The 15567-nt window shown below is 57.8% G+C and carries 15 protein-coding genes; 11 read left to right on the top strand and 4 right to left on the bottom strand.

The annotated features are described in order from the left end of the window. Nucleotides 1-125 precede the first annotated feature (125 nt). A complete protein-coding gene (gene fba / locus GJU83_RS05325; protein ID WP_048496096.1) occupies nucleotides 126-1190 on the top strand; it encodes a class II fructose-bisphosphate aldolase in 1065 nt (354 codons plus the stop codon). Between the two features lie 2 nt (nucleotides 1191-1192). Here the strand turns inward: fba and GJU83_RS05320 are convergent, their stop codons facing one another. After that, a complete protein-coding gene (locus GJU83_RS05320; RefSeq protein ID WP_228715154.1) occupies nucleotides 1193-2401 on the bottom strand; it encodes an MFS transporter in 1209 nt (402 codons plus the stop codon). Between the two features lie 224 nt (nucleotides 2402-2625). Between GJU83_RS05320 and GJU83_RS05315 the strand changes: the two genes are divergently transcribed. Continuing rightward, complete coding sequence (locus GJU83_RS05315) at nucleotides 2626-3597, top strand: DnaJ C-terminal domain-containing protein (RefSeq protein WP_153633898.1); 972 nt, start codon at nucleotides 2626-2628, stop codon at nucleotides 3595-3597. A 13-nt stretch (nucleotides 3598-3610) separates the two neighbouring features. Next, nucleotides 3611-3955 carry a chaperone modulator CbpM gene (locus GJU83_RS05310; RefSeq protein ID WP_153633897.1) on the top strand — a complete coding sequence of 115 codons (345 nt, stop codon included), beginning with the start codon at nucleotides 3611-3613 and terminating at the stop codon, nucleotides 3953-3955. 12 nt (nucleotides 3956-3967) lie between these two features. Here the strand turns inward: GJU83_RS05310 and GJU83_RS05305 are convergent, their stop codons facing one another. Next, the gene (locus GJU83_RS05305; protein WP_104321698.1) at nucleotides 3968-4141 is read right to left on the bottom strand and encodes a DUF6435 family protein; all 174 of its coding nucleotides are present in this window, start codon (nucleotides 4139-4141) and stop codon (nucleotides 3968-3970) included. 205 nt (nucleotides 4142-4346) lie between these two features. Between GJU83_RS05305 and GJU83_RS05300 the strand changes: the two genes are divergently transcribed. The 5 genes from GJU83_RS05300 to GJU83_RS05280 all read left to right on the top strand — a co-directional run bounded on the left by GJU83_RS05300 (nucleotide 4347) and on the right by GJU83_RS05280 (nucleotide 10741). Further along, nucleotides 4347-5807 carry a DUF5666 domain-containing protein gene (locus tag GJU83_RS05300; RefSeq protein WP_153633896.1) on the top strand — a complete coding sequence of 487 codons (1461 nt, stop codon included), beginning with the start codon at nucleotides 4347-4349 and terminating at the stop codon, nucleotides 5805-5807. An 82-nt stretch (nucleotides 5808-5889) separates the two neighbouring features. Then, complete coding sequence (locus tag GJU83_RS05295; protein ID WP_153633895.1) at nucleotides 5890-6738, top strand: DUF6502 family protein; 849 nt, start codon at nucleotides 5890-5892, stop codon at nucleotides 6736-6738. Between the two features lie 5 nt (nucleotides 6739-6743). Continuing rightward, nucleotides 6744-7145 carry a hypothetical protein gene (locus GJU83_RS05290; RefSeq protein WP_153633894.1) on the top strand — a complete coding sequence of 134 codons (402 nt, stop codon included), beginning with the start codon at nucleotides 6744-6746 and terminating at the stop codon, nucleotides 7143-7145. A gap of 40 nt (nucleotides 7146-7185) precedes the next feature. Further along, nucleotides 7186-8673 carry a DUF5666 domain-containing protein gene (locus GJU83_RS05285; RefSeq protein WP_228715153.1) on the top strand — a complete coding sequence of 496 codons (1488 nt, stop codon included), beginning with the start codon at nucleotides 7186-7188 and terminating at the stop codon, nucleotides 8671-8673. Nucleotides 8674-8800: 127 nt separating this feature from the next. Then, complete coding sequence (locus tag GJU83_RS05280; RefSeq protein WP_153633893.1) at nucleotides 8801-10741, top strand: methyl-accepting chemotaxis protein; 1941 nt, start codon at nucleotides 8801-8803, stop codon at nucleotides 10739-10741. Here the strand turns inward: GJU83_RS05280 and GJU83_RS05275 are convergent. After that, nucleotides 10738-11712 carry an NAD(P)H-dependent flavin oxidoreductase gene (locus GJU83_RS05275; protein WP_153633892.1) on the bottom strand — a complete coding sequence of 325 codons (975 nt, stop codon included), beginning with the start codon at nucleotides 11710-11712 and terminating at the stop codon, nucleotides 10738-10740. The genes GJU83_RS05280 and GJU83_RS05275 overlap by 4 nt on opposite strands. Nucleotides 11713-11838: 126 nt before the next feature. Here GJU83_RS05275 and GJU83_RS05270 point away from each other — a divergent pair, with 126 nt between their 5' ends. The 3 genes from GJU83_RS05270 to GJU83_RS05260 all read left to right on the top strand — a co-directional run bounded on the left by GJU83_RS05270 (nucleotide 11839) and on the right by GJU83_RS05260 (nucleotide 14487). After that, a complete protein-coding gene (locus tag GJU83_RS05270; RefSeq protein WP_153633891.1) occupies nucleotides 11839-12570 on the top strand; it encodes a DsbA family protein in 732 nt (243 codons plus the stop codon). Between the two features lie 144 nt (nucleotides 12571-12714). Then, a complete protein-coding gene (gene trhO / locus GJU83_RS05265; RefSeq protein WP_153633890.1) occupies nucleotides 12715-13734 on the top strand; it encodes an oxygen-dependent tRNA uridine(34) hydroxylase TrhO in 1020 nt (339 codons plus the stop codon). Nucleotides 13735-13755: 21 nt separating this feature from the next. Then, nucleotides 13756-14487 (top strand): DUF481 domain-containing protein, encoded by a 732-nt coding sequence (locus GJU83_RS05260; RefSeq protein WP_153633889.1) that lies wholly within the window; start codon nucleotides 13756-13758, stop codon nucleotides 14485-14487. A gap of 52 nt (nucleotides 14488-14539) precedes the next feature. Here GJU83_RS05260 and GJU83_RS05255 read toward each other — a convergent pair whose 3' ends face one another. Continuing rightward, nucleotides 14540-15487 carry a YbgA family protein gene (locus GJU83_RS05255; protein WP_153633888.1) on the bottom strand — a complete coding sequence of 316 codons (948 nt, stop codon included), beginning with the start codon at nucleotides 15485-15487 and terminating at the stop codon, nucleotides 14540-14542. Nucleotides 15488-15567 lie beyond the last annotated feature (80 nt).

Below are 15567 nucleotides of genomic sequence, written 5' to 3'. Positions count from 1 at the left end.
GTCAAGCGTACATGGATGTATTCACAGCGTGTCCCGGGAAGCGATCCTCCACCTGCCGCAGCAGACTCCCAAGCAAGAAACGAACAGAATTCAAACATCCAAAGTCCAAATGAAGGAGACGACCCATGGCCCTGATTTCGATGCGGCAAATGCTGGATCACGCCGCCGAGCATGGTTACGGTGTGCCAGCCTTTAACGTCAACAACCTGGAACAGATGCGCGCCATCATGGAAGCCGCCGACAAAACCGATTCCCCGGTGATTGTCCAAGCCTCCGCCGGTGCTCGTAAGTACGCTGGCGCCCCCTTCCTGCGCCACCTGATCCTGGCGGCCATCGAAGAATTCCCGCATATCCCGGTGGTCATGCACCAGGACCATGGCACCAGCCCCTCCGTGTGCCAGCGCTCCATCCAGCTGGGCTTCAGCTCCGTTATGATGGACGGTTCCCTCGGTGAAGACGGTAAAACCCCCACCGACTACGAATACAACGTCGACGTTACCCGTCGTACGGTTGAAATGGCCCACGCCTGCGGCGTGTCCGTAGAAGGCGAACTGGGTTGCCTGGGTTCCCTGGAAACCGGCCAGGCCGGTGAAGAAGACGGCATCGGTGCCGAAGGCACCCTGGACCACAGCCAGATGCTGACCGACCCGGAAGAAGCCGCCGACTTCGTCAAGAAAACCCACGTTGATGCCCTGGCCATCGCCATCGGCACCAGCCACGGCGCTTACAAGTTTACTCGTCCGCCCACTGGTGACATCCTGGCCATCGACCAGATCAAGGCCATCCATGCTCGCATCCCGGATACCCATCTGGTTATGCACGGCTCCAGCTCCGTGCCCCAGGAGTGGCTGAAGATCATCAACGAATACGGTGGTGAGATTCCGGAAACTTACGGCGTACCGGTTGAAGAAATCGTGGAAGGCATCAAACACGGCGTGCGCAAGGTCAACATCGACACCGACCTGCGCCTGGCCAGCACCGGTGCCGTCCGTCGCTTCCTGGCTGAGAACCCGGCCGAGTTCGACCCGCGCAAATTCCTCAAGGAAACCATGAAGGCCATGACCGAAGTGTGCATCGCACGCTACGAAGCCTTCGGTTGTGCCGGCAACGCCAGCAAGATCAAGCCGGTTAACCTCGAGCGTATGTTCGAGCGTTACGCCTCTGGCGAGCTGGACCCCAAGGTAAAGTAAGCCTAAGAGACCGGAACCGAATCGGCCTCCGCATTGCGGGGGCCTTTTTGTTTGTGGCGCCAGGCCGCCAGGAAAATAAGCAGACCGATGGTTGCCGTCGTGGCCCCGACATAGCCTGTCGAAGACCAGCCGAAACCAGCGGTGATAGCCATGCCCGCCAGCCAGGGCCCAAGGGCGTTGGCAACATTGAAGGCAGCATGGTGAGAGGCGGCTGCCAGGTTCTGGGCGCCGTGCGCCACATCCATCAGATGGGTCTGCAGCGCCGGGCCCAGGGCGCCCATCATGGCGATCAGGAAACAGGCAACCAGCAGTATCGGAAGCGTGCCGGTGGTGGAGGGGAATACCACCAGGATGCAGGCGCTCAACAACAGGATGACGCCGACCGCCCGGAACCCCAGGCGATCGAACAACCAGCCGCCCAGCAGGTTGCCGGTGAAGCCGCCGAGCCCGAACACGGCCAATGCCAGGGGAATCCAGTACTCTTCAACCTGTGTGACTTCCAGCAGTGTCGGTGCCAGGTAGCTGAACACGGCAAACATACCTGAGAAACCAATGGCGCCGATGGCCAGGGCGAACCAGATGCCGGCCCGGTTGAACGCGCGAATCTCGCTGAATGCTCCCTTCCGTTGTTCCTGCGGATCAGTTGGCAACACCGAAATCACCATGGTCAGCGTGAGTACGGAAATGAGCCCCACGAACATGTACACGTAACGCCAGTCCAGAGACTGCCCCATCCAGGCTGCCATGGGGTTGCCCAGCAGCAGCGCCAGGGTCAGCCCCATCATGACGCGGCTGACCGCTTTTGCCCGTTGATGGACTGGCACCAGGGACGCTGCTACAAGGCAGGCAACGCCGAAATACGCCCCGTGAGGGAGGCCGGCTACAAATCGGGCAATCATGACCCCCGTGTAGTCCGCCGCCAGGGCGCTCGCCAGATTCCCTGCCGCATAAAAGGCCATCAGCCAGATCAGCAACTGGCGCCGAAAAAAGCGGGCTCCGATCACGGCCAGCAGCGGCGCGCCCACGACAACCCCCAACGCATAGGCGCTGATCAGATGTCCTACCTGTGGTTCCGTGACGCCGAGATCCTGCGACACATTGGGCATCAGACCCATGATGGCGAATTCACCCGTACCGATGGCAAATCCACCCAGTGCCAATGCGAATTCGATCAGGAAAATCCGGAGTCGTGTGGCTGGTTCGCTACTCAAAAAGCTCTCCCTGGCGCTGGTTTAAAGAGTAAAACCGGTAATACTCACCTCTACCGGAACGAGATGCCATACGAATTATCACAGTGGGGTGGGTCACAAGCTCTCACGTGTTTGATCTACCGCAACTGCGCAGCACCGGGTGCTTGTAATTTCGCTGCCAGCGTCAACTATAGGTAACAGAGATCAATTGTTGATCACCATGATGATCAGTAACGAGGAGTGCCATGGACTTCAAAGACTATTACGCCGTGCTCGGTGTGAGTGAGTCTGCCTCCGCCGAGGAGATTAAAAAGGCCTACCGGAAGCTGGCGCGGAAGTACCATCCGGATGTCAGCAAGGAGGAAGATGCGGACACCAAGTTCAAGGATGTTGGTGAAGCTTACGAAGTACTGAAAGATCCCGAGAAACGGGCGGAATACGACCAGCTGCGCAAATACGGCGCCCGGGCGGATGGCTCCTTCGAGCCACCACCGGGCTGGCAGAGTGCATCCGGCTTCGGTGGCGGTGGTTACACCGAGGCCGACGCCCGCCAGTTCAGCGACTTCTTTGAGGAAATCTTTGGTGGTGGCCGTCGCGGCGGCTTTTCCGGTGGCTTCGGTGGTGGCGGTTTCCGCCAGAACATGAGAATGCGTGGTGAGGACGTGCACGCCAGGATTGCTCTGTTCCTGGAAGAGGCGTTTCATGGCTGTGAAAAACAGGTGTCTTTCGCGGTCCATGAGACTGATGAGCATGGCCGGGTGATTCCCCGGCAAAAGACCCTGAAAGTGAAGATTCCCGCCGGTATGCGCGAGGGCCAGAACATCCGCCTTAAGGGCCAGGGCTCGCCGGGTATTGGCGGCGGAGAGCCGGGTGATCTGTTCATCGAAGTCGAGTTTGCGCCGCATCCCCATTTTTCCATGGAGGGCCGGGATGTCATGGTGACTGTGCCGATAGCGCCGTGGGAAGCGGCTCTGGGGGCAACGGTGACGGTGCCGACTGTTGGCTCGAAGGTGAATGTGAAAGTGCCCAAAGGTTCCACAAGTGGCCGGAAGCTTCGGCTCAAAGGCAAGGGCTTTCCGGGCAAACATCCGGGCGATCAGATTGTTATCCTGCAGATCGCCATGCCCGAGAAACACAGCGCCGAAGCGGAGAAGCTCTACGAGCAACTTGCGGAGGCCGAGAAGAACTTCAATCCACGCAGCAAGCTTCACGTGTGAGCGGGAGTAAGGTATGAGCAAGCAAGATCATATTCTGACGGTCGAGGTGCTCGATCAGGATGGCAGCACCTTCACCCTGCGTGAAATCTGCGAGCGCGGTGAGTGCCATGCAGAGTTTGTCATCAAGCTGGTGGACTACGGCATCATTGCCCCGGTGGAAGAATCACCAGAAGCACGGCATTGGGAGTTCGATGTCGTCGCCCTGAGCCGGTTGCGCAAGGCCCAGAGGCTGCAGCGGGACCTGAAAATGAATCTGCCCGGTCTGGCCATGTCACTGGAGTTGCTCGACGAGGTGGAGGAGATGCGTCGGGAAGTGGGCCGTCTCAATCATCGCATCCGGCAATTGATGGGGGAGTAAACGCTCCCCCGCTTACTTCTTTTCTTCCAGCGCCTGAATCTCGGCGTAGATTTTTTCCGCCTCTTCCATAAGCGTACCGTGAGTTCTCAAATCGCCGTTGCGCTGGGCATCCAGTGCTTTGGCGAGTTTGGCCTCGTATTCCTTCTGCAGTTTTTTCTTCGGATCGCCTTTCAAAAATCCCAGCATGGTGATGACCCTGTTTTGGCTGACTGTTCAGAGCTTTACGCTCTCTGCCCCATAAAGTTCACAAAATTTTCATGATCAAAAACTGGACAGCTCTAAAAAATGGGATTAAATTCCCAAATAATGTTTTGGGAATTTAATCCCAATCAGGGTTTGGGTGGTTCTCGGTGACTGCCCGCGGACGCAATAACAAGCCTGGAGAAGAACGATGAATCGCAAACCTTTAGCAATCGCAGTGAAGTTGGCCATGACAGGGGCTCTGGCCGGTGCCCTCGCCGCTTGTGGTGGCGGTGGCTCGGGAGACACCTCTACCAGTGGCACTTCATCGGGCACCAGTGTCGGGGCGGTTTCCGGCTTCGGCAGTGTTTACGTTAACGGTACTCGCTTTGAAACCACTGGCAGCGTTAGCAGCGACGACGGTCTCGAACGTGAGGATCAGCTTGAAAAGGGGATGATCCTTAAAGTTGAGGGCGACTGGGATGACCGTGGCGAAGGCCGGGCCGACAGGGTCAGCTATGACGATACCCTGCGCGGCCCGATTTCCGGAATGAGCTGGGACGATGTAACCCGCACCGGAAGCCTGACGATGCTGGGCCAGACTATCTCATTGGATGGCAAAACGGTCTTTCGTGGCGCCACCCCGACGGCTCTCGCCGGCAATCCCCAGGGATATCGGGTAAGGGTCAGCGCCTGGCGCCTGGAGGATGGCAGCTTCCGGGCCAGCTTTGTTGGCGCTCGTGCCATCGGCCTTGATTTCGATGACGACAACGAAGTGGAAATTGAAGGCGTTGTCGCGAACCTGGATACAAGCGCCGAAACTTTCACCATCAACGGTTTCCTGATCGATTACACCAGCGCTGTCGGCGATGACGACTTCTCCCTGGATGATCTGGCAGATGGAATCGTGGTGGAAGTGGAAGGCTACCTGGACGGCAATACCATCATGGCCGAGGAAATCGACGATGAGGATGACCTCTTCGACGATGACGATGATGTCGAAATCTCCGGAAGCATTTACGACTATGACTCTGCCAGCCGTCAGTTCTCGATAAATGGGGTACGAGTTCAGATTAACGGCGGCACAGAGTTCGACGATCTCCGCGAAAGCAGCCTGGCCGATGGCCTGTTTGTGAAAGTGGAAGGGGATTTCCGCGATGGCATCCTGGTCGCTGAAGAAATCGAAGGTCGTGAGTCCGATGCTGAACTGGATGGTCGCATCGAGTCCATTGATCTGGCCGATGAATCCATGCTCGTCAGTGGCGTTCGGGTTCAGCTCACCAGCAATACCCTGATCGATGACGACGATGATGATGACGATGACCGTCGCAGTCGAGTTCAGGACGTCCAGAGCCTGCAAGTGGGTGACTATCTCGAAATTGAAGGCCGCCAGCGCAGCAGTGAGGGCGGATTCCTCGAAGCCGTCAGCATCGAGCGCGAAGATGACGACGACGATGACGATTTTGAACTCGAAGCACGGGTGACCGCAATCGGAGCCGAGTCGATCACCATCATGAATCTTGAGGTGCTCCGCAACGGCTACAGCTTTTCAGGCGCTCAGGTTGGTGATGAAGTGGAAATCGAGTACCGCCAGACCAGCGGTGGTCAGTACGAACTGACCGACAATGTCGAAGTCGAGGACGACAGTGACGACGACAGTGATGATGATTGACCAGTGAGCCGAGGGTGCGGGCCAGACAGTTGTCGGCCCGACTCCTGGCTTTCGAAGTCGCTATGGGAATACAATCCCAAACATGAAAAAGACCAACCCCCTGCATCAAGCGCTGTTCCGCATTCTGCGCCCTCTGGCGAGGTTGCTCTTGCGGAACGGCATCCCCTTCGGCGAGTTCTCGGAGCTGGTGAAACGTGCCTACGTGGAAGCCGCCCTGGAGGACTTTGCCGACGGCCGCCGAAAGCCCACGGATTCGCGGGCTGCGGTTATGACCGGGCTGACACGTAAGGAAGTAAAACGCCAACGGGAAATCCTGGCAGGGGAAGATACCGGGAGCCGCGATGTCATTCATGCCAACCGGGCGTCCCGGGTGGTTTCAGGTTGGGTCCACGATGCTGGTTTCCAGACCGAAGACGGAGAGCCAGCCATGCTGTCTTTCGACGGATCGGGCAGTTTCAGTGAACTGGTCAAACGCTACAGCGGTGATATGCCGCCCCGCGCCGTGCTGGATGAACTGCTTCGGGTCGGCGTGGTGTCGATAGACGGCGAATCGGGCCGGCTGATCCTGCAGCAAAGGGCCTATGTACCGGCTGGAGACAGTGAGGAAATGCTCCAGATATTCGGTGAAGACGTATCAGATCTCATAGCGACGATTGATCATAATCTGGTCAGTAACGAATCCGGGCAGCCACCGCTGTTCCAGAGAACCCTGACCTACAACAACATCCCTCCGGAAGTGATGGAGCGCTGGCGCAAGCATGCCGCTGCCCAGTCCCAGGCACTGCTGGAACAGCTGGACAAATGGCTTGGTCCCCATGATCGCGATATTTCCGGGCAAAAATCTGGCAGTGAATCCGGGGATCCGGTCCGCACCGGCGTCAGCATCTTCTTCTTTGAAGAGCCTGCCGGTAAAGAGCCGAAAGGAGATTGAGTGCTATGAGTCTCACGAGGCAGCCGAACATTGTTTGTCGCTGGGAGCCCACGGAGCTTGCAAGCACAATACTTTCTGCATCTTCCCGACAGGTGATTCGTTCCTGGATCAGCTCCAGCGAGTTTCTCGATGAGCATCACGACCCTGTCATGCTGTTGATGGACAATCACGCAACGAATTCTTTCCGCAATCTGGTGCAAGCGACCAATCCTGATTTCGCCCCCACGGTGGTTCTCAATGAACTGCTTCGCAAGGGTGTGGTCGAGCCCCTGGATAGTGGTTACCTCATGCTGAGGCGAAGTGTCTATGCGCCAGCGCAGCCGTGGCTTACGGGGGCATCCCGAGTTGGCCAGGTTCATGAATCCGAGGATGACATTCCCCGCAGGCGCTTCAATGATGCTATTTAATAAAGACCGGCCAGGAATGCCGGGTATGGAGAGATCAATTATGAAACGGCACATCCGCAATCGTGTTATCGGGCTGGCCGCCGGAACCGTGGCCTTCGGGGTGATTTCCGCCTGTGGTGGCGCGGGTGGGGGAGGCCTGGATGTTGCCGATGGCGGTATTAGGGGCACCGGGTCGAGTGTCGGGCCGGTTTCCGGATTCGGGAGTGTGTTTGTTAATGGTGTGGAGTTCAGTACAGATCGCACCGTCGTCGGTGATGATGGAATCAATCAGGAATCCAGGCTTGTCGTCGGTATGATCCTTCGGGTTGATGGCGAATGGCGAGAGACAGGGCTCGGCGACGCGGAGACTGTTGAATACGACGATACCTTGCGTGGCACGATGCAGGTCCTGAGTCCCTGGGACGTTGTCAGTAAAACGGCAACGGTTCAGATCCTCGGCCAAACCGTAAGAATTGACTCCCAGACGGTCGTGAAAGGCATGACCGTTGAGACTCTCGATAACTTCAATGATGAGTTCGTCCGTATGTCCGGATGGCGCCTGCCGAATGGGGAATTTCGGGCAAGCTATCTGGGTCTTCGGACGCAGAACAATAGCGATGATTTTGATTCCCTTAATGCAGTGGAGTTGGAAGGAAATATCTCCGGCCTGACAGGTACAGAGTTCATGATCGGATCTCAGTTGGTGAATTACTCCGGCGCAACGCCTGATGGTCTAACTCTGGCCGACCTTTCAGATGGTAATGCCGTGGAAGTCGAGGGTTCGCTCTCTGGTACTACCCTGATGGCGCAGGAAATCAGGCCAGACGATTCTCGGCGTTACGTGCAGGGTACGGATGACGATATCGAGTTCGTCGGCCCTGTTTCCTCGGCCTACAGTCAGTCAACAGGCACCTTTACGGTCAATGGCATTACGGTACGTGTGACAGGTGACACCGAGTTCGATGGACTCTCTGGACCCGCTGATCTGGTTCAGAGAATTCTCGTGCAGGTCGAAGGCGATTTCGAGTCCGATGGTTCGGTAACTGCCGAAGAGATCGAATTGCGGGAAGCGGATTCGGAGCTCGAGGGTGGTCCCGCTCAGGAAATCGATTTATCGGCTGGTCAGTTCAGAGTGGGTGGTGCTCTTGTGCAGGTAACACCGTTGACGATCATTACCGATGATGACGAGGCCCGTCTTTCTTTGAGCGATCTGGCATTGCCGCGTGAGCTGGAAATCGAAGGGATAGAGCGCGTAGGGAGTGACGGCAGCATTTATCTGGAGGCTCTAAAAATCGAGCGTGATGATGAGTCGCCTGATGGAGAATTTGAGCTAACCGGTCGAATCTCGGAAATGGTGAACGACCGGATTCAGGTGTTGGGAGTAGATCTACATATTTCTCAGGACACAGATTTTGACCAGATTTCCCGTAACGAATTACAGGGTCTCGTTGATGCTGGCCAAAGGCCAAAAGTGGAGGTCGAGTACGAGTTTGTCGGCACACGATATGTGATCGACGAAATCGAACTCGAAGAAGACGATGACGATTAACTACAAAACCCGTACATAAAAGCGCGCTATTCAGGCCCGGGTTTTGCTATACATACGGACAAGCCAGGCAGGGACGCTGTTGCCGACTGTGCAGGATGCATGAAGCAAACATGCTAGCGGAGTCCGTATGTCACTCAGTTTTATCAGGCGGCTGATCTCAAGCCGCCTTCTGCGGCCGGTATTTATAGTTCTGGTCGTTGCCGGTCTTGTCCAGGTTCTGGTCAGCCAGTGGCTGATTTCCAGCCAGGTGGAGCGCCTGGTCGACACCGCAGGGTCAGCCCTTGAGGCGAGCAGTAAGCAGGTCAGCGCCTCGTTTGGGGATACCCGCGAGGATGTCCGGACCCGCCTGGAGACCATGCGGCAGAAGACCACCGAAGAACTCTCCGCCGAGCTCACCCGCCAGCAAACTGCCCAACAGGAACGCGTTGCCGGCAACGTTCGAACCGCTGTTATGGCTGAAGCCCAGGGCCTGGCCGATGTGCTGGCTGCGGTCGCCGCTCCGCTGATCTGGGATCGGGATGTCCCCCGCCTGACTGATCTGGTGGAACTGGCCGACGCCCGAGAGTCGGTTCTTTTCGCGGTTTACTACGACCAGTACGGTGAGCGACTGACCCGCTATGTGGATCGCACCGATGATCGGGTACGCACCTTAATGGAGCAGGGGGAAGGTCGTGGTGCGGCAAATCGGGTCCTCGATGCGGCAAGCCGTGACCCCAACGTCGTCATCATTACCGCTGATATTGCTCCCCAGGGGTCGGCCATTGGTCAGCTTAAACTGGGTTTGTCCCTGGAAGGCATCAACCGGGATCTGGCCGCCCTGGAAGAAGAATTCAGTGCCACGATTACCGGTAGCATAGACGCCCTTCGCGACACCCTGGAGGCGGAAACCGAACAGGTGAACCAGCGCCTTCAGCAGCAGCTGGCGGGCATGGACTCCGATACCCGCTCCAGAATCCAGAGCACTGTGGAAGCGCTGAATGCCGAAGCCTCAAGCCTCTCTGCCAACCTGAGCATGCTCGCAATCGGCTCCGTGGTGGTTCTGATCCTGCTCGTGGCACTGGTCCTGGGTGGCGGATTGCTGCCCCGGGTCTTCCGTTTAAGCTCGGCGATCTGGGGAATCGCCGATGGTGAGGCAGATCTTACCCGCCGGGTATCCATGAAAGGCAAGGATGAGCTCACCGAAATGGCCCAGGGTGTAAACCGGTTCATTGCCCGTATCCAGGAGCTGGTTTCCGACGTCAAGGAGTCGGCCGAATCGGCCGCTGGCCAGGCCCAGGCTCAGGGGGATATCAGTCGCAGTGCGGTCTCCGCCGTGAATCGTCAGGAGCAGGAGGTGGCCGAGGTGTCCGGCACCATGGATGCAATGTCCCGGAGTATTTCCGAGGTGGCTGAAAACATCCAGGATATCGCCGGTTCGGTCAGCAACGTCAGTGCCGAGAGTGAGGCCACCGCGGGCATTTCCCGGGAAGTTCGGAACCGGCTGGATCAGGTGGTTCGTAACGTTGAGCAGGCCGTGGAAGCGGTCAATCAGCTGGACCACCAGAGCAAGGAAATCGGATCGGTGCTGTCAGTGATCGGTGCCATCGCGGAGCAAACCAACTTGCTGGCTCTGAACGCCGCTATTGAGGCCGCGCGCGCCGGTGAATCCGGCCGGGGCTTTGCCGTGGTGGCCGATGAGGTCCGCACCCTGGCGAGCCGCACCCAGGAATCCACAACCGAGATCCAGTCCATCATCGAGCGCCTTCAGCAGGGCAGCCGGCAGGCGGTGAGCGCCATTGGCGAGGTGTCGGGGCAGGTTGCGGAGTCTTCGTCAGAGTTCCGTCGGGCGGATGAGCATTTTGATCGCATCAACCAGTTGCTCAGCAGCCTTCAGGATCGGGCCATGGCCATTTCATCCGTGGCGGAAGAGCAGGGCCGGCACGCCAGTGAAGTCAGTGTGAGCGTGAGCGATATTGCCGGCTCTTCCCGTCAGACGGTCGAAGCCATTGAGCGCTCCGACGAGGCCAGCGGCCAGATTGCCCGGACACTGACCTCGCTGAAGGACAAAGCCTCGCAGTTCCAGGTTTAGGTGCCTGAAGATAGCAGGCGTTCCCGGGCGCTTCTGTATTCGTCGGCCAGGCGGCTCACCAGGTCCGGGACGGTGAGCACATCGTGGATCTGGCTGACCCCCTGGCCTGCGGACCAGACGGTTTTCCAGGCCTTGGCTTCATCATCGATGGGCTTCAGCTTTTCCCCGTAGTTGATCTCGCCGGCCTGGTTCAGCTTGTCCATGGGGAAGCCAGCCGCCTCCAGACTCTGGCGCATGAAGCTGGCGGGTACACCGGATACTGCCGGTGTATGAATGATGTCGCCAGACACCGCCTCAATGATCATGTTCCGGTAGGCCTCGTCGGCCTGAGATTCGAAGGTGTTGATAAAGCGGGTGCCCAGATAGGCCAGGTCCGCCCCCAGGGCCTGGGCCGCCAGCAGGTCCTCACCATGGGTTAGCCCCCCAGCCAGCAGAATCGTGCCATCAAAGACTTCCCGGATTTCATGCACCAGCACGAACGGGTTGATGGTGCCCGCATGGCCACCGGCACCCGCTGCCACGGCGATGATGCCGTCGACGCCCGCTTCTGCAGCCTTGCGGGCATGCTTCTGGTTGGTCACGTCGTGGAACACCACGCCGCCGTAACTGTGCACCGCCTCCACCACCTGGCTGGCGGCACCCAGTGAGGTGATGATGATGGGTACCTTGTGTTTTACGCACAGCTCAAGGTCTGCCTGCCAACGGGGGTTGGTCCGGTGCACGATCAGGTTCACGGCATAGGGGGCAGTTGTTACATCCGGATTCGTGCTTCGAAAAGCATCCAGCTCCTCATTCATCTGGATGAGCCAGTCTTCAAAGCCTTCGCTGGTGCGTTGGTTCAATGCCGGAAAACTGCCAACAATGCCCTTCTTGCAGCAGGCAAGCGCCAGTTCCGGGCCAGAGATCAGAAACATGGGGGCGGCCACAAGGGGCAGTGAGAGAGAGTCTTTCAGGGACGCGGGCAACGGCATGAGGATTCCTTAATTTTTGTTGGAACTTTTGTAGGATATAAAGGATCTTAGCGTGCCTGGCCCGATCTGAAAACGGTCGCGAGCTAATTAATTCCGGAAACCATAAACAGAATAAGGAGTCCTTCCATGGGTGAAGCAAAACGTCGCAAGGAAACCGGCGCACCGCCTCCCCGAAAAGCAAAATCCAATAAGCCGCTGTATGCCGGTATTGGTCTGCTGGTTCTGGCCGCCGTGCTCCTCGGTGTCTTTTTCCTGACCGCCGCACCCGAGCCGACCTCTGACGAACTGCCCGTCGCCGCCCCCAATGCCGATGATTTCCCGGCCCAACTGGACCAGTACGGCGTCTCTGTTGGCCCCGAGGATGCCCCCGTAGTGGTGCGTGAATTTGCCGACTACCAGTGCCCCGCCTGCGGAAACTTTTCCTCTGCCAGCAAGCAGCTGAAAGAGGAATACGTGGACGCTGGCAAGGTTCGCTTCGTTTACTTTGATCTACCGCTGCAACAGCACCAGAACGCCATGCCCGCTGCCCAGGCAGCACGCTGTGCCGGCGATCAGGACGCCTACTGGGCCATGCACGATCGCCTGTACGATTCCCAGACCGAATGGAGCGGCTCGAACGATCCGGTTGCCACCTTCACCCGTTACGCCGGTGATCTGGGCCTGGAAGAGCGGCGCTTCCGCCGGTGCATGACTACCGAGTTGCACCGTGAAGCTGTCGAGCAGAGCCGCCAGGTGGCCATGCAACTAGGAGTCACCAGCACACCAACGGTTCTGGTGGATAACATCCGCCTGACTCGTCCCGGCTGGGGTCAACTTTCTGCCGTGGTTGAGCGTGAACTGGCCAATGAGGCGGACTGACGCTTTGCTCCAAGGGTAACCCCGCACTTGATCGTGAGCCTGACTTGGTTAAAATTTGCGCCCTCCCAGGCTCCGGCCTCTGAGACGTTTTAACAGTCCCGAAACCATGCTCCGGATTTACGATCCGGCCCGCAGGAGAAAATGATGAGCAACAACGTTGTTGTCTGCGCACTGTACAAGTTCGCAGTTCTGAATGATTTCAAATCCCTCCGCCAGCCCCTGCTGGACCTGATGCTTGAGAAAGACGTGCATGGCACTTTGCTGCTGGCGCGCGAAGGCATCAATGGCACCATTGCTGGCAGCCGAGAGGGCATTGATGCCGTGAAAGCCTGGATCGCCAGCGACGAGCGGTTCGACGGCATTGATTACAAAGAGTCCTTTGTGGACATCCAGCCGTTCAAACGCACCAAAGTGAAGCTCAAGAAAGAGATTGTCACCATGGGTGTGGAGGGTATCGATCCGAAGCGGATTGTTGGCACGTATGTTGATCCGAAGGAATGGAATGATCTGATTTCCGATCCTGAGGTTGTGCTGGTGGATACCCGCAACCAGTACGAAGTGGAAATCGGCACCTTCAAAAATGCCGTCAATCCGGCCACCGATACCTTCCGGGAGTTCCCGGAATACGTGAAGCAGAACCTGGATCCTTCGAAACACAAAAAGGTCGCCATGTTCTGTACTGGGGGTATCCGTTGCGAGAAATCCACCGCGTATCTGAAGGAACAGGGTTTCGAGGAGGTGTATCACCTCAAGGGCGGCATCCTGAAATATCTGGAAGAGGTACCGGAAGAGCAGAGCCTGTGGCACGGAGAGTGCTTTGTTTTTGATGATCGGGTAACGGTTAACCATCGACTGGAGCGTGGCGATTACGACCAGTGCCATGCCTGCCGCCGGCCGATCACCGAGGAAGACAAGCAGCGTCCCGAGTATGAGCAGGGTGTGAGCTGCCACCAGTGCATCGATTCGCTGACCGAAGAGCAGAAGGCCCGGTTTGCCGAGCGTGAACGCCAGATGCGTCTGGCGGAGGAGCGAGGTGAGGCCCACGTTGGCGGCGAAGCGGCGCGCATCATCGCCGAGCGCAAGGCCCGGAAAAAGGCTGAAAGAGAACGTCAGGCCCGCAAAAGCCTGGAGGGCGAAAGGGCGAGCAGCACCGAGAGGGCCTGACCAACCCGGAAAGGAGACTTCATGGATTTACGACAGGCAGTAGCTATTACCGCAGTTGTTATCGCGCCCTTTGCCAGTGCGCAGGAGGCAGACAACTGGAAGGGTGAAACGGAGCTGGGTGTGTTGATCACCTCGGGCAATACCGAAGAGACCAACATCAAGGGGCGCCTGGGGCTGATCCATGAAGTCGAAACCTGGCGCAACACGGGCGAGTTTCGGACCAATTATTCCGAGACCGACGACGAAACCACAGCCGAGAAGTATCTGGCCGCCCTCGAAACTGACTACAAGTTCGCAGAGAACCAGTACTGGTTCCTCCGGGGCTCCTACGAGGACGACCGGTTCTCCGGCTACGATTTCGAATCTTCAGTGACGACGGGTTATGGGAACCGTGTGTGGACATCCGGCGAGCGCTCCTTCCTGGATCTCTCTGTCGGTGGCGGTTATCGCTACAACAAACTGGAAACGGTGAATGCCCAGGGCGAGGATGCCGAAGAAGAGGCGATCGCCCGCCTGGCAGGCCAGTTTGATTATGCGCTGTCGGAGAACTCACTGTTCCGTCAGAAGCTGAGTACTGAAATCGGACTGGATGAGAACAACACGGTCACCGAGTCGGAAACGTCACTGCAGGCGAATGTGGTGGGAAACCTCTCCATGAAGGCTGCGTTCCGGGTCAAGCATCTGTCGGATCCGCCCGCAGGCTCTGAAAACACCGACACGGAAACGTCGCTTTCGCTTATCTATGGTTTCTGAGGACGTGGAAGCCTGGGTCAGATGAAGTGTTCATCTGACCCAGGCTAAGGATTCAAACGTTGTTTCTGAGGCCCAGCTCATCCGGGTATGGCGTCAGATACTGCTGGGCATGCAGGTAGTCCACCGGCTCTCTCCGTTGAGCCATGCGCAGCAGGGTCATCGGCACCACCAGCGGCACTTCCCCACGGCGGTATGCCTCCATCTGCTCCATCAGTACCTTGCGATCTTCATCACCCATGGAGTCCCTCAGGTAGCCCATCAGGTGCTGCATGGCGTTCATGTGTGAACCCCGGCTCACCTTCTTGCTCATAGCCTCCATAAACTGGTGGATGTAGCGCTCCGCAATAGCTTCCAAAGGTTCGGATTTCAGGTCTCCCAGCATGGGGCCGAGCTGGCGGTAGATTCGCTCCGAGTGGGCAAGAAGCTGAAACTTGTGGCGGGTATGAAACTCGATCAGCGCCTGAGCGGAAAGCTTGTCGCCGGCCACGTTCTGCATCCAGTCGTCGTAGGCAAATACACGCTCAATGAAGTTTTCCCGGATCATGTCGTCATTGAGACGTCCTTCTTCCTCCACCGGCATCAGCGGATAAGCCTTCAGCAGCGCCTCGGCAAACATGCCCCGGCCATCGCGGCGGATGACGTTGCCATCCTCATTGTGGACCTTGATCCGCTCCAAGCCGCAGCTGGGAGACTTGGCCATCAGGATGTAGCCGCGCAGGTCAGCCAGGGTGGGCATGACCTGGTCGATAAAGCCCTGCATGGCATCGGTATGGTCCGCAGCCCCCTTGGTTTCGATCAGGCGCAGGCCCTCACTGTACTCGCGCAGGTGGATGGCAGGGCGTGGAACGCCCAGGCCCGCTTCCAGCTCAGGGCAGATGGAGCGGAAATCAAAATGCTTTGAAAGCACCTGGGTGCAGTAACGGGAATGTTTATGGCCGCCGTCATGGCGAACTTCCTTTCCCAGCAGGCAGGTGCTGATTCCGACAGGGATACCGCTCACGTTACTCTCCATTCATCAGGTCGATCCGAGGGTGAAAACTGTCTTTGTAATACGTGAATTGAGTCTAGCCCGATCAGCTC

It is taken from the genome of Marinobacter salsuginis, assembly GCF_009617755.1.
GTDB classification, from domain to species: domain Bacteria; phylum Pseudomonadota; class Gammaproteobacteria; order Pseudomonadales; family Oleiphilaceae; genus Marinobacter; species Marinobacter salsuginis.
This window is presented reverse-complemented; position numbering and strand designations above follow the sequence as displayed.